A 16,438-nucleotide genomic window follows, 5' to 3' on the forward strand; every position below is an offset into this window, starting at 1 on the left:
TCAATCAAGACAGACATTCGATTCTATTACACGTGAAATACTATCTGATGGGCTTGCCTACCAGCTCATAACATCAGGTTATCTAAACCGTAACTTCACCTTGTATACCTCAACATTTCATGGAAAGGCTATCAGCGCTAACGCTCAGAATTTTATCATCCATAATGTTGGCTCCAACATAATGGATGAACAACTAATACTTGAAGAAAGAGATATAAAATCTATTATCAGTGAATGTGGTGACCAAGCACTTAGCGAACCTTGTCTTTACAACATTTCTATTCTGAATTATCTGTTAGAGTTTGACCATATTAAAGCAGGCATAATGATTCAGTCACTCATACAGTTTGGGGAAGACGAAATACGTTTTTTACAAGCTTATCTAAGTGGTGAAAATAAACACACTGAATTGATCAAAAAAATCACATTGGAGACAGTAGAAGTCCTTGAATTCCTAATCAATCAAGTGGAGCTAAATAATGAACTACGTCTTTCCCTCATTAGTACTGCACTAGAACACTTAAATTCAGAACTAGAATACAGCATAGAAGACTCGGTATCAAAATACCTACAAGAGCATTATTTTGAACTGAATATCTTATTGTCTTCGAAAGAAAGAAATCAGGCAGAAAATATTGCCAAGCTATACTCTAATGCTTCAATTCGCGTAGCGAAATTGAAGCCCCTATCTGAACAAATACGTAACGCATTTATTGCAAAAGACCTGTATGAAATCAATGTTGAAAACCTAAAGATAGTATTAGGTAATGAAACAGATTTAGCGTTAGATGTAGCATTAGAAAAAGACCAAAAAGTCTATTACTATTTATTACGTAATTTAGAAAGATACTTGAATGCTGTGGACAATAATTTCAACACAGTCACATCAAATGAGTATTTAATAAAAATAATCGATGATGTTTCGGAATCAGAAAATCACGAAAAATTAGGGAAAATAATCAGAAATTCATCACCCGATTGCATTATTCAGAGTCTAGATGTCGTTAGAATGGAGGCTTGGATATTCTTAGCCAGCTGTCAACGCTTTACTGCAACATTCAATAATATCAGCAGCTACATATCTATCAATCATGGTATTGATGAGTATCTTGAAAGGATTCTTATACAAAACGATGCCATCGTCGAACATGAATCAGCCACCCAAGAAGAAAAAGAAAAACTGACTATCAACATTCTAAATGCTAATAACCTCTCAGCCGAGCACAAAGTTCAGCTTGTTAACAGTTTGAATTTAGACAACTATATCGAGTCAAGTACTGTTCCTAAAGAAATGCTCCCACTGCTGTTAGAAAGTGATCTTGTCGAGGATTGTGAGGATACTTATGAACATCTTTTAGAAGAAGATTGGTCAACTCGTGAACACTATATTGAAGCCTCAAACAAATTTCATGAATACATCACGCCAGAGCTTTTACAGGGTGATTTAGAAGCATTTCTTGCAAGCACTAAGATCACTATAGAAAAAAAGATGTCTATCGTAGAACAAGCCATAGCATATACAGAAGACTGCGATAAAGGTGGACTTGTCGAATTGGCTCAATTTGCGATTAACCAAGATAAAACACTGCCGATTGATGTCATCGAGAAAATGGCCAGCCATGGTATTGAAGACCAAAGTATTATTAAGCTATTACATCCTCAAATAAAGTTGGTACCAATATCTCAGTTAATCAATATTTTGACATTAATGAAGGCTGATTATCCTAAGTTAACTGCCGCTAATGGAAAAACAGCAAAAGTGCCGAATAACGAAGAAAACAAGGCTTTCCTTCAAATCTTAAAAAATCATGAACTTGTTAGCTCTTTCCCACCAACTTCAGATCCTATTCTTAAGGTATATATGAAAGGAAAGAGTAAAAATTGATTGTAATAAAATAGCTCGAATTAACCATTTAGCGCTTTTAGCGCATACTCTGGATCAGCCTCGACGATTTTAAGTAAAGCTCGTGCTGGTCCAGTTGGATGACGACCTTATTCCCAGTTTTCTAAAGTACGTTTACTGAAACCAAACTAGTTGATAGACCTACCAAATCCCCGGAAATACAGTTTCTACTATGTTGGGAGATAATTTTGGTTCTACTGGCTGTTTTGGATCGGCTTTAAGCAAGCCTTCATCTCGCATTTGATTGATAACAGGTCTTAAGGTTTGCTCGCTCTTCCCAAAATGACTACTAATTTGCGAGCGAAATAGTGGCCCACGGTCGACAAGAAGCTTGTAAATGTCTCTTGCTTCGATTTTAAGTAGGGTTTTTTTGCCATTTATATCGGCTATCGCTCCTTTCGAGCGAAACTCAAAATAGATGTCCATTCTGGTTTTTAATGCTGTTGGCTCAAGCAGGTCATTAAAAAATCTCACCTGATCCAATGCCGTATCGATAAAGTACTTGGTAAAATAAATCAGCCCCCGTTTGGAAAGGATACCCTTTCCGTCAGATTCACCTTGCCTTGGCATATCTGCTTGCGCCAAGGCTTTATAATAAGCGTCGGTGTCTCTTGCAAATCCCCTTGCTAAAGACCAAAGGCCATATCCATCGTATCCTAAACAACGCATATAGGTATCAGTGACCAATCTTGTTGTACGACCGTTACCATCAATAAAAGGATGAACCCAAGCCAACCTATGATGTAATGCTGCAGCGGCACATAAACGATTAGTACCAAAGATTCGAGTTGGATTGTACATTTGTTCAATCCAACGCATATAACGACTGATCTCTTCTGGCATAGGCGGCTCGTGTTTGCCCACTAATACCATTTTATCTCGGTAACTACCTGGAACAATCAGAATAGGCTTGCCCGTTTCATCCTCTGCTGGGGCGCCACGTTGATTCTTGACAATAAGAGCCTCTTCTGGAAAACCAGCATAAAATTCTTGATGGATATTTTTTATAAATTCCTGACAAACCACTTGCTCTGGCGATACATTGCTTCGAGACAGCTTCATTTGAACTTCAAGATGAGATAACAACTCCTGAATATCTTTCGAGTTGTTCATGTTGCTATCAGCATCAACAGACTGAGTTTTCAGTAGATCTTTAGGATGCGTTGGATTGCCTTCAATCTTGTTACTGTAATAACTGTTTACTAGACGTAGAAGCCACTCCAAGGACGACCGAAGGGAGTCAGGAATCGATTGATTCAGCTCTGCATCGGCTTTGATAAGCTCTATTATTTTATCTTGATACTCACCAAGATCATTCGATTCTAAGAAGGGTGTCATTGATATCATCATCGCTTCCTTATTAGGCTACAAGCCACATAATTCATGGCATGAATGAGATAACTATAACATTTTATAGCGTTATAAATATCGCTATTTTAAAGGTCATTTTTCAACCTATCAGCCTTAATTTAAATTTCAAACAATCTTCAAAAAAATAAATGACCTATAAAAAATAATGAAACCTTTACAACATGGAGGTTTTTAACAATGTTCATCCATGCAGCGCTTTCAGCGCATACTCTGGATCCGCATCGACGATTTTAAGCAAAGCGCGAGCTGGTCCCGTTGGATGACGGCGACCTTGTTCCCAGTTTTCTAAAGTACGTTTACTGACACCAAGCAGGTTAGCAAAACGGCTTTGACTTAAACCCGTTTTGGTACGAATTGCCTTCACTTCTGGGTCTGCAAATTCTGTGGTACGTGCCGCTGAGACTTGGCCTTTTATAATGTTGTCAGCTTGCTGTACGCTTTCCAGCAATTCATTGAACATGTCGTCATTCATTGTGACCACCTTTCTACTATTTGTCTTAGCGCCTTGGTTTGCGCATCGCTTAAATTCTCTTGAGTGCTTTTGGAAAAAATATACATCATGTAAAGCTGCTCATTCTCAGTCATCCAGTAATAGATGATTCGTACGCCACCACTTTTCCCACGACCATCCACAGACCAGCGAATCTTCCTTAAACCACCACTGTTTTTAATCAACACACCAAGATCTGGCTTTATAACCAAGGCTTCCTGCAATTCCTTGTATTCATCGTCGCCCATTATTTCATTAATAAGTTTGGTGAAAATGGGTGTTTCAACAATTACCATGACATCTCCAAATTATACGCCAATGGCGTAATTTGTCGATTAATAATTGAGCAGCAATAAATAGAAGCAAAAGACGCTAAAGAATAGTTTTTGAACATATAAGAATTCCTTTTCCTATAAAGTTTGACACCACAACAATGACGCTCCATTGCACTATCGTCAATAAAAAAGAAGCTAGATATCGTATCGAAAAAATCCCCATGCTGTTTTCACAACATAGGGATTCTTGAACCATAAAACAGCTGAGGTTAAAAGCGAACGTATAGACAGGCTTCAATCACGTCTTTCAGTTGTTGTGTAATCAATGGCTGCTTCTGTTCATCCAGTTGATATTCTGACTGTTTTGCCAGTTCGTCATTAATGTAAGTCGCTTGAGAAAGTTCGAGCTGAATAGCATGAATCCCCTCATTTGGTTGGCCGAAATGGCGCGTGATATAGCCGCCTTTAAAACGCCCATTGAGCACTTGCGTATAATTTGGTCGCAGTATTTGGGTGACGACGTTGGCTAAGGCTTCATGACACGCCTTACCTTCGTTGGTACCCCAGTTGAAGTCTGGCAGTGTACCATCAAATAACATAGGCACTTCGGCGGCGATGCTGTGGGCGTCAAACAGAATAGCGTAGCCAAATTTGGCTTTTAAACGCGCCAGTTCTTGCTCAATGGTGCCGTGATAGGGTTTCCAAATGTGTTCTTTGCAAACAGCTTTATGTTCATCTGTTGGCGCTTTACCTTCGACAAAAACTGGGCTGTCTTCGAATAAAATATCAGGGAACAGCCCCGTGGTTTTGGTTACATAAAGCGGTTTATCATCATATGGACGGTTAAGATCGATCACATAGCGAGAATAATTTGCCTTGATACAGCCCACACCCAATGATTCTAAAAACTCATAAAGCTCAGGAATAAACCAATCGGTATCAGGCAATTTTTTAGCTTGATCTGTCAATCCAGCTTGCACATCGGCAGTCAGATTCAGCCCTGAATGCGGCATGCTCACCAATAAAGGCGAATCCCCTTGCACAAAGTCAAAGGCTGGTACGGTTAATGAAGCGTGTGTTGTCATGATACTTGCTCCCCTTGGCTATTTTTACCGTCAGATTGTTTGCCTTCGTAGACTCTGGTTTTCACTAGATCACCGCCTAGCCAGTAGCTCAATTCGCCAGGGCTTTCTATATCCCAACAAACAAAATCCGCGACTTTTCCGACCTCTAAACTACCATGAGAATCCGCCATTCCCAATGCTTTTGCCGCATGAATTGTCGCGCCAGCAAGGGCTTCTTCAGGCGTCAGCGTAAACAAGGTACATGCCATGTTCATCATTAGACGAAGTGATAACGCAGGAGAGGTGCCTGGGTTCGCATCCGTGGCAATCGCCATGGGCACACTATATTGACGTAACAAAGAAATCGGTGGACGCTGTGTCTCTTTTAGGGTGAAAAACGCCCCTGGCAACAACACGGCAACCGTTCCCGATTCGGCCATGGCTTTTACGTCTGATTCTTCAATAAATTCGATATGATCCGCCGACAACGCCTTGAACGACGAGGCCATAGCGGTACCACCTAAGGAAGACAACTGCTCAGCATGGATTTTCACTGGTAAGCCTAATGACTCAGCGGTTTTAAAATAACGCGCCACTTGTTCAGTACTAAAGGCGATGCCTTCACAAAAAGCGTCTACCGCATCAGCCATACCAAGTTGGGCGACTTTCGGCAATACCTTCTCACAGAGGTAATCAATATAAGCGTCTTTGTCCTCGTACTCTGGCGGCATCGCGTGCGCCGCCAAACAAGTTCGTTTAATGGTCACAGGCCATTCATCGCCCAGCTTTCCAGCGACGCGTAACATTTTCAGTTCTGAATCGAGGGACAAACCATAACCCGATTTAATCTCTAACGTAGTCACGCCATCCGCCATTAAGCTTTTTAAACGACGTAATGCACTGGCAACCAACTCAGCCTCACTCGCGTCGCGGGTGGCTCTCACAGACGATGCAATGCCACCACCCTGCTTAGCAATGTCTTGATAGCTCACGCCATTTAAGCGTTGTTCAAACTCCCCAGCTCGATTACCACCAAACACTAGGTGCGTATGGCAATCGATTAAACCGGGCGTAATCCAACCGCCACCCAAATCATACTCCTGTTGCGTCTGGTATGCGGGTAAATCGTGCGCTTTGCCGATCCAAACAATACGTCCACCACGAACACCAATGGCGGCGTTTTCAATGACGCTATATTGGCCACCTTTCATGGTCGCTACATTGGCGCCGCGCCATAAGCTGTCTAACTTCATTGGAGTATCGTTTGTCATCACCTTTCCTTTTCTTAAACCGCTAAACTTAGTTCTTTATAAACTAGGCAATAGCCCTTCAGGCATCGTTTCGTTATGCACCGCTTCTAGCAGCAACTCATTGGCTTTTTCGATATCTGTCGCGAAATAACGGTCTTTATCATAAAACGGCACACGAGCACGCAAAGTGGCACGGGCATTTTCTAATCGTTTACTAGATTTCAATGGTGCACGGAAGTCCAAGCCTTGTACCGCAGACAAAATTTCAACCGCCAAAATACCGCGGGTATTTTCCGCCATATCTTTCAAACGACGCGCTGCGAAGGTCGCCATGGAAACATGATCTTCTTGGTTAGCCGAAGTTGGTAAGCTGTCTACTGATGCTGGATGTGCGTAGGTTTTGTTCTCGCTCGCCAAGGCTGCGGCCGTTACTTGCGCAATCATAAAACCAGAGTTGACACCGCCGTTGTCCACTAAAAAGGGGGGTAATTTACTTAAATTGCTATCGATCAACAAGGCCATACGACGCTCAGACAAACTGCCGATTTCAGCAATCGCTAAGGCTAAATTATCCGCCGCCATAGCCACCGGTTCAGCATGGAAGTTACCGCCGGAAATGATGTCTCCTTCTTCCGCAAACACCAATGGGTTGTCCGATACCGAGTTGGCTTCCACACACAAGACTTTCGCCGTGCTGCGGATTTGCTCAAGACATGCACCCATCACCTGTGGCTGACAACGTAATGAATACGGATCTTGAACTTTTTCACAGCCTTGGTGAGAGTCGCCCAACTCAGACGTTTCGCCTAAAAGATGACGATAAGCCGCTGCCGTATCAATTTGTGTTTGATGACCACGCACTTCATGAATGCGCGCATCAAATGGACTTCGGCTACCAAGCGCCGCTTCTACCGACAAGGAACCACACACAATGGCAGAAGCAAATAAATCCTCCGCTTCAAACAAGCCTTCTAGAGCAAACGCCGTCGATGCTTGCGTACCATTAAGTAGAGCCAAACCTTCTTTTGGTGCCAAGGTAATTGGCTCCAATCCAGCGATAGACAAAGCCGCACGACCAGAAATCACTTCGCCACGGTAACGGGCTTTGCCTTCACCCAGCAACACCGTACTCATGTGTGCCAATGGCGCTAAATCGCCAGATGCGCCAACAGAGCCTTTTTTCGGAATACAGGGATACACTTCTTTGTTGATCAAAGTAAGCAGCGCTTGAATCACTTCCAGACGAATACCCGAGAAACCACGCGCAAGGCTGTTTACCTTCAGCGCCATGATCAGTTTGACGGTTTTGTCTTCCATCAACTGACCAATACCCGCCGCGTGCGACAAGACAATACTACGCTGCAACTCTTCCAAATCTTCTGGCGCAATGCGCGTATTGGCTAATAAACCAAAGCCTGTGTTGATACCATACACAGTACGGTTTTGGGCAATCACATCGTTGACCACTTGGGTGCTGGCGTGAATCGCAGGGAAAGCGCTCTCGTCTAACGTCAATTTAACGTGACGACGACTGATTTGGCGCAATTCATTCAGCGTCAATTGACCGGGCTTTATGGTTAATTCAAACATAGTGCTCTCCAATCTTGATGTCATATTTTGCCATCAAATAATTTTTATAATATTGTTTTACACCCTTGTGAGGCGTCTTCTATAACCAGTACGCAACACTTAAAACAAATCCTATTTAAGTGTTGCGTCATATATTAAGATCTTGTAACTGTCTATTACTTTCCGGTAATCATAGGCAGATTTAATCCCTGCTCTTTCGCGCAATCGATAGCAATCTCATAACCTGCGTCCGCATGACGCATCACGCCAGTCGCTGGATCATTATGAAGAACACGAGCAATACGCGCTGCCGCATCATCACTACCATCACACACAATCACCATGCCGGAATGCTGAGAGAAGCCCATGCCCACGCCACCGCCGTGGTGTAAAGACACCCAAGTCGCGCCAGAAGCTGTGTTCAACAAGGCGTTCAATAATGGCCAATCCGATACTGCATCAGAACCATCTTGCATGCCTTCCGTTTCGCGGTTCGGGCTAGATACCGACCCCGAATCCAAATGATCACGACCAATAACGATTGGCGCCGACAATTCACCGCTACGAACCATTTCATTAAAGGCTAAGCCTAGTTTGGCACGCTGACCAAGACCCACCCAACAAATACGCGCTGGCAAACCTTGGAACTGAATACGTTCACGGGCCATGTCTAACCAACGATGTAGATGCTCATCATCAGGAATCAACTCTTTTACTTTGGCATCGGTTTTATAAATATCATCCGGATCACCAGACAAAGCGGCCCAACGGAAAGGACCGATACCACGGCAGAACAACGGACGAATATAAGCCGGCACAAAACCTGGGAAGTCAAAAGCGTTTTCGACACCTTCTTCCATCGCCATTTGACGAATGTTGTTACCGTAGTCAAACGTAGGAATGCCCATTTTTTGGAAATCCAACATGGCTTGAACATGTTTCGCCATGGATTTTTTCGCAGCAGTTACGATTTCTTTTGGCTGAGTTTGTGCTTTCTCACGATACTCTTCCCAGCTCATGCCTAATGGCAAGTAGCCATTTAATGGATCGTGAGCCGATGTTTGGTCTGTCACCATATCTGGGCGAATACCACGTTTTACCATTTCAGGTAGAATTTCTGCGGCGTTACCACAAAGCGCGATAGAAACGGCCTTGCCTTCTGCGGTGTATTTCTTAATGCGAGCCATGGCATCGTCTAAGTCAGTCGCTTGCTCATCCACATAACGAGTACGCAAACGGAAATCGATGCGGCTTTGCTGACATTCGATATTCAACGAACACGCACCAGCCAAGGTGGCTGCTAGAGGCTGTGCGCCCCCCATGCCACCAAGTCCCGCCGTTAATACCCAACGACCTGCCAAGTTACCATCGTAATGCTGACGACCCGCTTCAACGAAGGTTTCGTAAGTGCCTTGCACAATGCCTTGGCTACCAATATAGATCCAAGAACCCGCTGTCATTTGGCCGTACATCGCCAAGCCTTTGGCATCAAGCTCGTTAAAGTGTTCCCAGTTCGCCCAATGTGGTACTAGGTTTGAGTTAGCGATTAGTACACGCGGTGCATTGCTGTGGGTTTTGAACACGCCCACTGGCTTGCCAGATTGCACCAATAAAGTTTCGTCTTCTTCTAATTCTTTTAGGGATTCAACGATTTTGTCATAACATTCCCAGTCACGCGCTGCACGACCGATACCACCGTAAACCACTAATTCTTCTGGGTTTTCCGCTACATCAGGATCGAGATTATTCATCAGCATACGCATGGGCGCTTCCGTGAACCAAGATTTGGCGGTAAGAGTCGTTCCTGTGGCGGCTTTTACCACACCGGCGCGGTAGCGTTTCTGAGCGAGTGTTTGCTTAGTCATTTTTTCACCTATTAAGAGTGTCTTTTTATTCTGATTTAAAGAAATATCCAATAAACATGTATATACAACTAAATCAAAGATAAAATCTAATTTTTATAGATGCAAGGCATTTTTAAAAAAATTCCAATAAATATTGACTACAAAGACGTAAAGCCCAGATCCAAGCACAAAAAAACCTGTATAAACAAGCACTAGCCTAAAGAGCCTTGCAAAGATAAAAAAACCAACTTGTATATACATTATATTTTCTATTACACTCGAAATACCCATCTTGATTAGGAAATGACTTGTGACTAGCCAATACTCAACTCATTGCGATAGCACTCAATACTATTTTGCACAACGCGCTTTGCTCTCTTCTGGCTGGGCGAAAGATGTGCTTTTCTCTGTTAAAAATGGTCATTTTCACTCTTTTGAAGCAGACAGTTCACCAACAACAGACTGCTATGTATTATCTGGCCCCGTCTTACCAACACTTGCCAACGTGCACTCTCATGCCTTTCAACGAGTGATGGCTGGGGCGGCTGAAGTCAGTTTGAACCCAAATGATAGTTTTTGGAGTTGGCGCGATCTGATGTACAAAATCGTACAAAAACTCACGCCAGACGATGCACACATCATCGCCAAACAACTTTATATCGACATGCTAAAAGCCGGTTACACACAAGTGGGGGAATTTCACTACTTGCATCACGATGTGGGCGGCAAACAGTATGCTCAGCTTGGCGAGATGTCGAATCAGATCATCGCTGCTGCGAACGAGTCTGGACTGGGCTTAACGTTGCTACCTGTGCTGTATTCTCATTCTGGTTTTGGCGGACAGGCACCGAACACCGGACAAGCACGCTTTATCAATAACACAGAGTCGTATTTGGCCTTGCACCAAGCCTGCGATAAGTCGTTAGCCAATCACACTCTGCATAACTTGGGGATTTGTTTTCACTCTCTGCGTGCCGTGACCAAACCACAAATTGAAACCGTGCTGTCGGCGTTGAAACAAGACGTTCCGATACACATCCATATCGCCGAGCAACAAAAGGAAGTACAAGACAGCTTAGCCTTCAGCGGCCAACGCCCTGTGGAATGGCTGCACAATGAAATCGGTTTAAATGAGCGCTGGTGTTTGGTTCACGCCACCCATTTAACAGACGCTGAACGCCACGCAATTGCCTCCAGCCAAGCCGTTGCAGGATTATGCCCCACCACCGAAGCCAATCTTGGCGATGGTATTTTCCAGGCGTTGCCTTCGAACAAGACAACGGCCGCTGGGGCATAGGTTCAGATAGCCATGTGAGCTTATCGATTGTCGAAGAATTACGCACGTATGAATACGGGCAGCGCCTTCGAGATCAGCAACGCAACCGCCTGTACCGTGCAGACCAAACCAGCGTGGGTGACAACCTTTACCAACAAGCCTTATTAGGTGGAAATCAAGCCTGCGGCGTGTCATTGGGATTAAGCCAAGGTAACCGAGCTGATTTTATGGTGCTTGACGAGTCTCATCCTTTCATCGCCGCCAGCGAAGCCAAAGACCTACTCAACCGTTGGCTATTTGCCACCAATGAAAACCTAGTGAAAAACGTTTTTGTCGCAGGTAAACACACCATAAAAGACTTCCACCACCAGCAAGAAGAAAGCAGCCGTTTGGCCTTTACTCAAGTCATTAAAAAGGCCATGTACCATGCCTAACTTCATCATTATCGAGCAATCACAATACCAACGAATGCCGTGGAAAAACGGTCTTGGCGAAACCCTAGAGATTCAACGTCATGACGATGAAAGCGGCCTGCGTTTTCGCATTAGTCAGGCAGCGGTTGTGGAAGATGGCATATTTTCCGACTTCAGCGGCTTACATCGCACTCTAGTCTTGCTGTCTGGTGAAGGCATGACACTTGAACACAAAAGTGAGACAGGTTGTCAAATAAACAAACTGGACAGCCCCTTAGATATCGCAAGATTTTCAGGTGGAGATACAACTTACGCCACATTGAAAAATGGCAAGATTGAAGACCTGAATATTATGGTGCGAGAAAGAGATACCCAAGCCAAGGTTGAAGCATGTGCCGCCCCCTGCTCGCTCCTGCTGTCAAATAGCGATACCTTGTTCAGTGGTTTCTACGCCTGTGAAGAGGCCGTACTGGATATAAATGGTGATGATGCGGTCACCATCAAGACTCACAGCATGGTGATCTTCTCGCAAAACGCCAAGGCAACATTAACCCAAGGCCGTGGCGTTTTGGTGGGTATAACTAAGCTAGACTAACGCCCAAAATGCCCAAAGAGTTGAAAGCGCGAGCCGGGTGAAGTAAACGCGCGGCAGTGACGATGTCATCACCCGCCCAAGTGCGACGTTTGATTTGCAAACACGGCTCTGACGCTTGTATACGCAAACGCTCGCACTCTATCGGATTAGGCAATATCGCTTCTACCAAATGCTCGCCCTCTGTCATGGGGGCGACGCTCATTAAATATTCATAGGAGGTATGCAGAGAAAAATCTTGCTTGTCGTAGTCAGGGGCAAGATTGGCATTCACTATGCGTTCTTCTATTTGAATCGGTAAGCCGTTTTCAAAGTGCAACACCACAGAACGAAAAATTCCATGGTTAGTACGAACCCCCAGTGTCATGGCTTCTTCTACCGTGGCTTTCGCGGACTCTAATACCAATAACTCTGAGCGGTGTTTATGGCCTCGAGCGGCCACTTCTTCTGCAATGTTATGCACCTCAAATAGTGCCGAATGGGCTTTTTCTCCGCCACAAAAGTCCCTAAGCCCTGATGGCGCACCAAAACCTTCTGCGGTGAGTTCGCGCAAAGCACGATTCACCGTCATACGACTGACGCCCAATGCTTTCACCACTTCAGACTCAGACGGTATCCGCTGATTAACTTGCCACTGGCCTGAAGTGATTTTCAATGAAATCGCCTGTTTTAATTTAGCGTAAATGGGCTGTGGGGCATCCGGTAAATCATCAAACAAATTGACTAGGTTAGGGCTGGTTATTTCAGACACTGAGGGTTCCATCTATTTAGGTGTTTAAGGGGTTGATAACAAGCGATAATAACAAATAAACCGCCTGTCTATACATGTAAAAAAGCCATTTGCTTAAATCGGCATAAGCCAAAGCGCAGCTAACCACGTAAGCCCCATCAATAAAGAAAAGACCACACCCCAACGTGGAGTTTTTACAGCAATAGAAGTCGGAGCTGGGTGTTTTTTACGCCCATGAATCATGGCCTCGATCAATCGCTCTTTTAGACACAACTCATGATAAAGCACAGCGAGTACATGGACTGCCACTAAACCCAATAATACATTGGGTAAAAAACGATGAATAGACGCCAACTCACTTGCCCAGTCTTCTGGAATATATGAATAGAAAGGCCCAAACCAAAAAATGTCATCGCTGGTAAACAGCCCCGTTCCCCATTGCACTGAAAGCGCAAAAAGTAAAACGATGACCATTAACGCACCAACCGGGTTGTGTCCTAGGTATTTTTTAGGCCGACCTGATAACAAAGACGCAGCAAAGCGAAAAGCAACTTTTGGCCCTTTAACAAACTGGCGAAAACGTGCGTAATACGATCCATAAAAACCATACAGCACACGAGCAATGATCACCGCAGACAAACCATAGCCCATGTAAAAATGATATTGAACATAGTCTGCGTCAGATTTGCCAGTAATGATCAAACCAGTAAATAAAAACACCATTAACCAGTGGCTAATTCGCACTGGCCAATCCCACACTAGTGTCGATTTCATACTAACCATTCCCACCATGAATATTATTGACTCAAAAAACACTCACTTGCCAAAGAGTGACATTAAACACTATGCTGTGAAAAGCAAGATTCTGGCCATCAAGTTTGCCACAATTGGTTAATAAACACGTTTATGAACACATCATAACTTCAAGAGTGAGACAAATATGGTTGTCATATTGTTGCTAATCACATTTGCAAGCATCCTATTGCTGGCTTATTTCATTTTGTTTAACGGTCGTTTTTTTGGTCGACGCAATGCAGTGATTGATGCGCCGATTGATAGACTTGCAGAAGATTTGAGCGACCTTACTCATTGGCAAAGCTGGCTACCTTGGCTTATCTATGAGTCTCGATGCCCACGTGGATTATGAATATTTAAACTCAGGCATTCATTCGGTTTTTCCCAGTTGTTTAGTGTGGCAGGGGAAACTCATCAAAGACGGACACATGACATTAGAGCCTGCTCGTTCAGGCGCTCATTACTTTCATACTTTATTAGAAGCCCCTGCGTTTTACCCCAATGATGTACACTTTAATATTGACCTTACCAAACAGAAAGAACGCACACTCATAACGATTCAGGTCACGGGCAAATTGCCTTTTTTTCGTCGCTGGAAGCAAAAAAACTACAACCTTCGTGCCAATAAAGACGCGGAGTTAGCGCTGTTAAAAGTATTAACCTACTTGAGCAAATATAACACCACGTCAGATCATGAATACCATGAACCAAGATTTGAGTGGCTTGCTAAAGCAAGGTTGGAGAATGTGGATGCCGTAACACGCCCCTTTGTGGTCAGTAATCAACCCATGTCGCAGAAGATGGATCAGGGGTTTCATGATTTACTGACCCAACTTGGCCCAGAAAACCCACCCGCGGACTCCAGTTTTGCGCTCTATAAAAAAGCCGATATTACCCATCACTATTTTTCTGGGCGCTTAGGCATTCCTGTACAAAATTTAGTGCCTTGTGAACTCTACCCGGAACGTATCGTTCTGCGTGGCTATTATTTGCAACTACGCTATTACGGCAGCTACCAGAATTTATCGTTGGCGTGGCATGTCTTGTTCAATTTTATGCGACTGCACCATTTAACACTCAACCGCCATCGTTATGGCGTCGAAGTCTTTGAAGTTGGTCCGACCCATACAGAAAACGCCAAGGACTACGTCACACTCGTTTGCCTACCCATTAAATAATTGGCTTCATTGCTATTTTATGGGACAGTCTGGCCTCAATTGTAAAAAAGGAACCCCTTCATGCTCGAATCTCCCAAAGTCATGTCGCTTGTTGACAGTCTTGTGCGAATTATTCTAACCATAGTGTACTTCTATACTTTTAAGCATTTTTTCGTCATTGAAAATGATCTGTTGCTGGCTTTTGTGTCTGTACTGTGTGCATTTATCACCTTCAAAGGTGGCATTTTTCTCTTCCATAAATTCATCGCCAACAAGCAATAGCAGTACAAAACATTATGCTTTTTAGCGTATGCTAATGCGCTTCATCCCCCTGAAAAACACAACGCAGACGAAATGGACACAGATCGGCGTTCTAGCCCAATGAACAAGAGTCTTTTTATGACGACACTCTATCAAGCACACCTCGCCATCCTCGTGGATCGTTACGAAAACGCCATGGCACATTTTGGCCTTGATGCCATTGTTTTAGCGTCAGGGGAAAAAAGTTATTACTTTCAGGACGATCACACTCACCCATTTCACGCCTATTCTGGTGCGCAACAGTGGCTACCTTTTAGCTTAGGCGCAGAAACCTATATCATGCTAAAAACAGGTGAAAAACCGACTTTGGTTTGGCCTATTCGTGACGATTTCTGGCACGCACCAAACCCTGTCCCCAGTGGCGATTGGCAGCAAAACTGGAACATTATTACAGCGAAAAAAACAGACCAATGGTTCGTCGATCTACCCAAGAAAACCGCTTGGCTTGGCCCTCAACCTATGGGATTTGTTGTGTCTTGTGAAGGCTTAAAAGCCTATGTAGATTTTGCTAAAGCCGTTAAAACGGACTTCGAAATCAACGCTATGCGTCAGGCAAGCCTACGCGGTGCAGCTGGACACCTCGCGGCAAAAGAAGCGTTTCTTGCCGGAATGAGTGAACTAGACATTCATCTCGCCTTTTTAAAAGCCAGTCAGCAAAGTGCTTTTCAAGAACCTTACCCAGGCATTGTCGGCTTAAATGAACACGCTGCCGTGCTGCATTACGAGCATAAATCCATAGAGCAGTTGGGCAACTCTCGTACACTATTGATTGATGCTGGCGCTAACGAGCATGGTTATGCCAGTGATATTACTCGTACCTTTACGCGCCATAATGATGACTTTAACGCTTTGATCCAAGACCTAGACGCCATGGAACAGACGCTTTGCCACAGTGCCTTGTCTGGTGTTAACTTCCGAGATTTACATCAGCAAACACTGATCGGCATTGCCACTTTACTGCGTGAGCACAAAATATGTGCCTTAAGTGTGGAGGAGCAGTTAAGCAAACGTATTCCACAAGTTTTCTTTCCTCATGGTTTAGGGCACTTACTTGGCTTACAGGTCCACGATGTGGGCGGCCATCAAATAGACAAACTGGGCACATTAAGCATGCCTGATGAACAGGCTCCCTTTTTGCGCCTTACCCGAACCTTAGCAGAAAACATGATCATCACTATTGAGCCTGGATTGTATTTTATTCCAATGCTACTCGAAAAAATGCAAGCAGACATACCACAGCATGGCTGTGATATGGCACGTATAGAGCATTTTTTACCTTACGGCGGCATTCGTATTGAAGACAATGTGGTGGTAAAAAGACACCAGCCTGTTAACTTAACTCGTGAGGCTTTTCTAAGTAAATTGTAATTACCCTTCCCCTCGCTCCA

Annotated in this window: 17 protein-coding genes; 8 read left to right on the plus strand and 9 right to left on the minus strand. The window is 44.0% G+C overall.

All coding sequences use genetic code 11. The annotated features are described in order from the left end of the window. Nucleotides 1–181 precede the first annotated feature (181 nt). The gene (locus ONZ52_RS06495) at nt 182–1,885 is read left to right on the plus strand and encodes a hypothetical protein (protein ID WP_265217876.1); all 1,704 of its coding nucleotides are present in this window, start codon (nt 182–184) and stop codon (nt 1,883–1,885) included. 159 nt (nt 1,886–2,044) lie between these two features. On the opposite strand, the gene ONZ52_RS06500 is transcribed toward ONZ52_RS06495, so the two are convergent. From ONZ52_RS06500 to hutU, 7 genes are all read right to left on the minus strand, one after another. Continuing rightward, a complete protein-coding gene (locus ONZ52_RS06500; RefSeq protein WP_265217877.1) occupies nt 2,045–3,253 on the minus strand; it encodes a Fic family protein in 1,209 nt (402 codons plus the stop codon). A gap of 202 nt (nt 3,254–3,455) precedes the next feature. After that, the gene (gene nadS / locus ONZ52_RS06505) at nt 3,456–3,746 is read right to left on the minus strand and encodes a NadS family protein (RefSeq protein ID WP_265217878.1); all 291 of its coding nucleotides are present in this window, start codon (nt 3,744–3,746) and stop codon (nt 3,456–3,458) included. Continuing rightward, the gene (locus ONZ52_RS06510) at nt 3,743–4,060 is read right to left on the minus strand and encodes a type II toxin-antitoxin system RelE/ParE family toxin (protein WP_265217879.1); all 318 of its coding nucleotides are present in this window, start codon (nt 4,058–4,060) and stop codon (nt 3,743–3,745) included. Before ONZ52_RS06510 ends, nadS begins: the two co-directional genes overlap by 4 nt. Before the next feature lie 248 nt (nt 4,061–4,308). After that, on the minus strand, nt 4,309–5,124 hold the full coding sequence (gene hutG / locus ONZ52_RS06515; protein ID WP_265217880.1) for an N-formylglutamate deformylase: 816 nt from the start codon (nt 5,122–5,124) through the stop codon (nt 4,309–4,311). Further along, a complete protein-coding gene (gene hutI, locus ONZ52_RS06520) occupies nt 5,121–6,374 on the minus strand; it encodes an imidazolonepropionase (RefSeq protein ID WP_265217881.1) in 1,254 nt (417 codons plus the stop codon). Before hutI ends, hutG begins: the two co-directional genes overlap by 4 nt. Before the next feature lie 36 nt (nt 6,375–6,410). After that, nucleotides 6,411–7,943 (minus strand): histidine ammonia-lyase, encoded by a 1,533-nt coding sequence (gene hutH / locus ONZ52_RS06525; protein ID WP_265217882.1) that lies wholly within the window; start codon nt 7,941–7,943, stop codon nt 6,411–6,413. Nucleotides 7,944–8,098: 155 nt separating this feature from the next. After that, a complete protein-coding gene (gene hutU, locus ONZ52_RS06530; RefSeq protein ID WP_265217883.1) occupies nt 8,099–9,787 on the minus strand; it encodes a urocanate hydratase in 1,689 nt (562 codons plus the stop codon). A gap of 289 nt (nt 9,788–10,076) precedes the next feature. On the opposite strand from hutU, the gene hutF reads away from it, so the two are divergent. The 3 genes from hutF to ONZ52_RS06545 are packed head-to-tail and all read left to right on the plus strand — an operon-like array spanning nt 10,077 to nt 12,050. Continuing rightward, nucleotides 10,077–11,063: a formimidoylglutamate deiminase gene (hutF, locus tag ONZ52_RS06535; RefSeq protein WP_265217884.1), complete on the plus strand. Its 987-nt coding sequence runs from the start codon at nt 10,077–10,079 to the stop codon at nt 11,061–11,063. A gap of 14 nt (nt 11,064–11,077) precedes the next feature. Then, a complete protein-coding gene (locus ONZ52_RS06540) occupies nt 11,078–11,476 on the plus strand; it encodes an amidohydrolase family protein (RefSeq protein ID WP_265217885.1) in 399 nt (132 codons plus the stop codon). Further along, nucleotides 11,469–12,050 (plus strand): HutD/Ves family protein, encoded by a 582-nt coding sequence (locus ONZ52_RS06545; protein ID WP_265217886.1) that lies wholly within the window; start codon nt 11,469–11,471, stop codon nt 12,048–12,050. Before ONZ52_RS06540 ends, ONZ52_RS06545 begins: the two co-directional genes overlap by 8 nt. Here the strand turns inward: ONZ52_RS06545 and hutC are convergent. Next, on the minus strand, nt 12,037–12,798 hold the full coding sequence (hutC, locus tag ONZ52_RS06550; protein WP_265217887.1) for a histidine utilization transcriptional repressor HutC: 762 nt from the start codon (nt 12,796–12,798) through the stop codon (nt 12,037–12,039). The genes ONZ52_RS06545 and hutC overlap by 14 nt on opposite strands. Nucleotides 12,799–12,891: 93 nt before the next feature. Beyond that, nucleotides 12,892–13,551, minus strand: coding sequence for a cytochrome b/b6 domain-containing protein (locus tag ONZ52_RS06555; protein WP_265217888.1), 660 nt, complete (start codon nt 13,549–13,551; stop codon nt 12,892–12,894). 166 nt (nt 13,552–13,717) lie between these two features. Here ONZ52_RS06555 and ONZ52_RS06560 point away from each other — a divergent pair, with 166 nt between their 5' ends. From ONZ52_RS06560 to pepQ, 4 genes are all read left to right on the plus strand, one after another. Continuing rightward, the gene (locus ONZ52_RS06560; protein ID WP_265217889.1) at nt 13,718–13,924 is read left to right on the plus strand and encodes a hypothetical protein; all 207 of its coding nucleotides are present in this window, start codon (nt 13,718–13,720) and stop codon (nt 13,922–13,924) included. Then, complete coding sequence (locus ONZ52_RS06565) at nt 13,896–14,750, plus strand: GyrI-like domain-containing protein (RefSeq protein WP_265217890.1); 855 nt, start codon at nt 13,896–13,898, stop codon at nt 14,748–14,750. The genes ONZ52_RS06560 and ONZ52_RS06565 overlap by 29 nt, the downstream gene beginning before the upstream one ends. 60 nt (nt 14,751–14,810) lie before the next feature. Then, complete coding sequence (locus ONZ52_RS06570) at nt 14,811–15,011, plus strand: hypothetical protein (RefSeq protein ID WP_111607132.1); 201 nt, start codon at nt 14,811–14,813, stop codon at nt 15,009–15,011. Between the two features lie 117 nt (nt 15,012–15,128). After that, the gene (pepQ, locus tag ONZ52_RS06575; protein ID WP_265217891.1) at nt 15,129–16,418 is read left to right on the plus strand and encodes a Xaa-Pro dipeptidase; all 1,290 of its coding nucleotides are present in this window, start codon (nt 15,129–15,131) and stop codon (nt 16,416–16,418) included. The last annotated feature ends 20 nt before the right edge of the window (nt 16,419–16,438 follow it).

The sequence above is a fragment of the Marinomonas rhodophyticola genome (genome assembly GCF_026113935.1).
Taxonomy (GTDB): domain Bacteria; phylum Pseudomonadota; class Gammaproteobacteria; order Pseudomonadales; family Marinomonadaceae; genus Marinomonas; species Marinomonas rhodophyticola.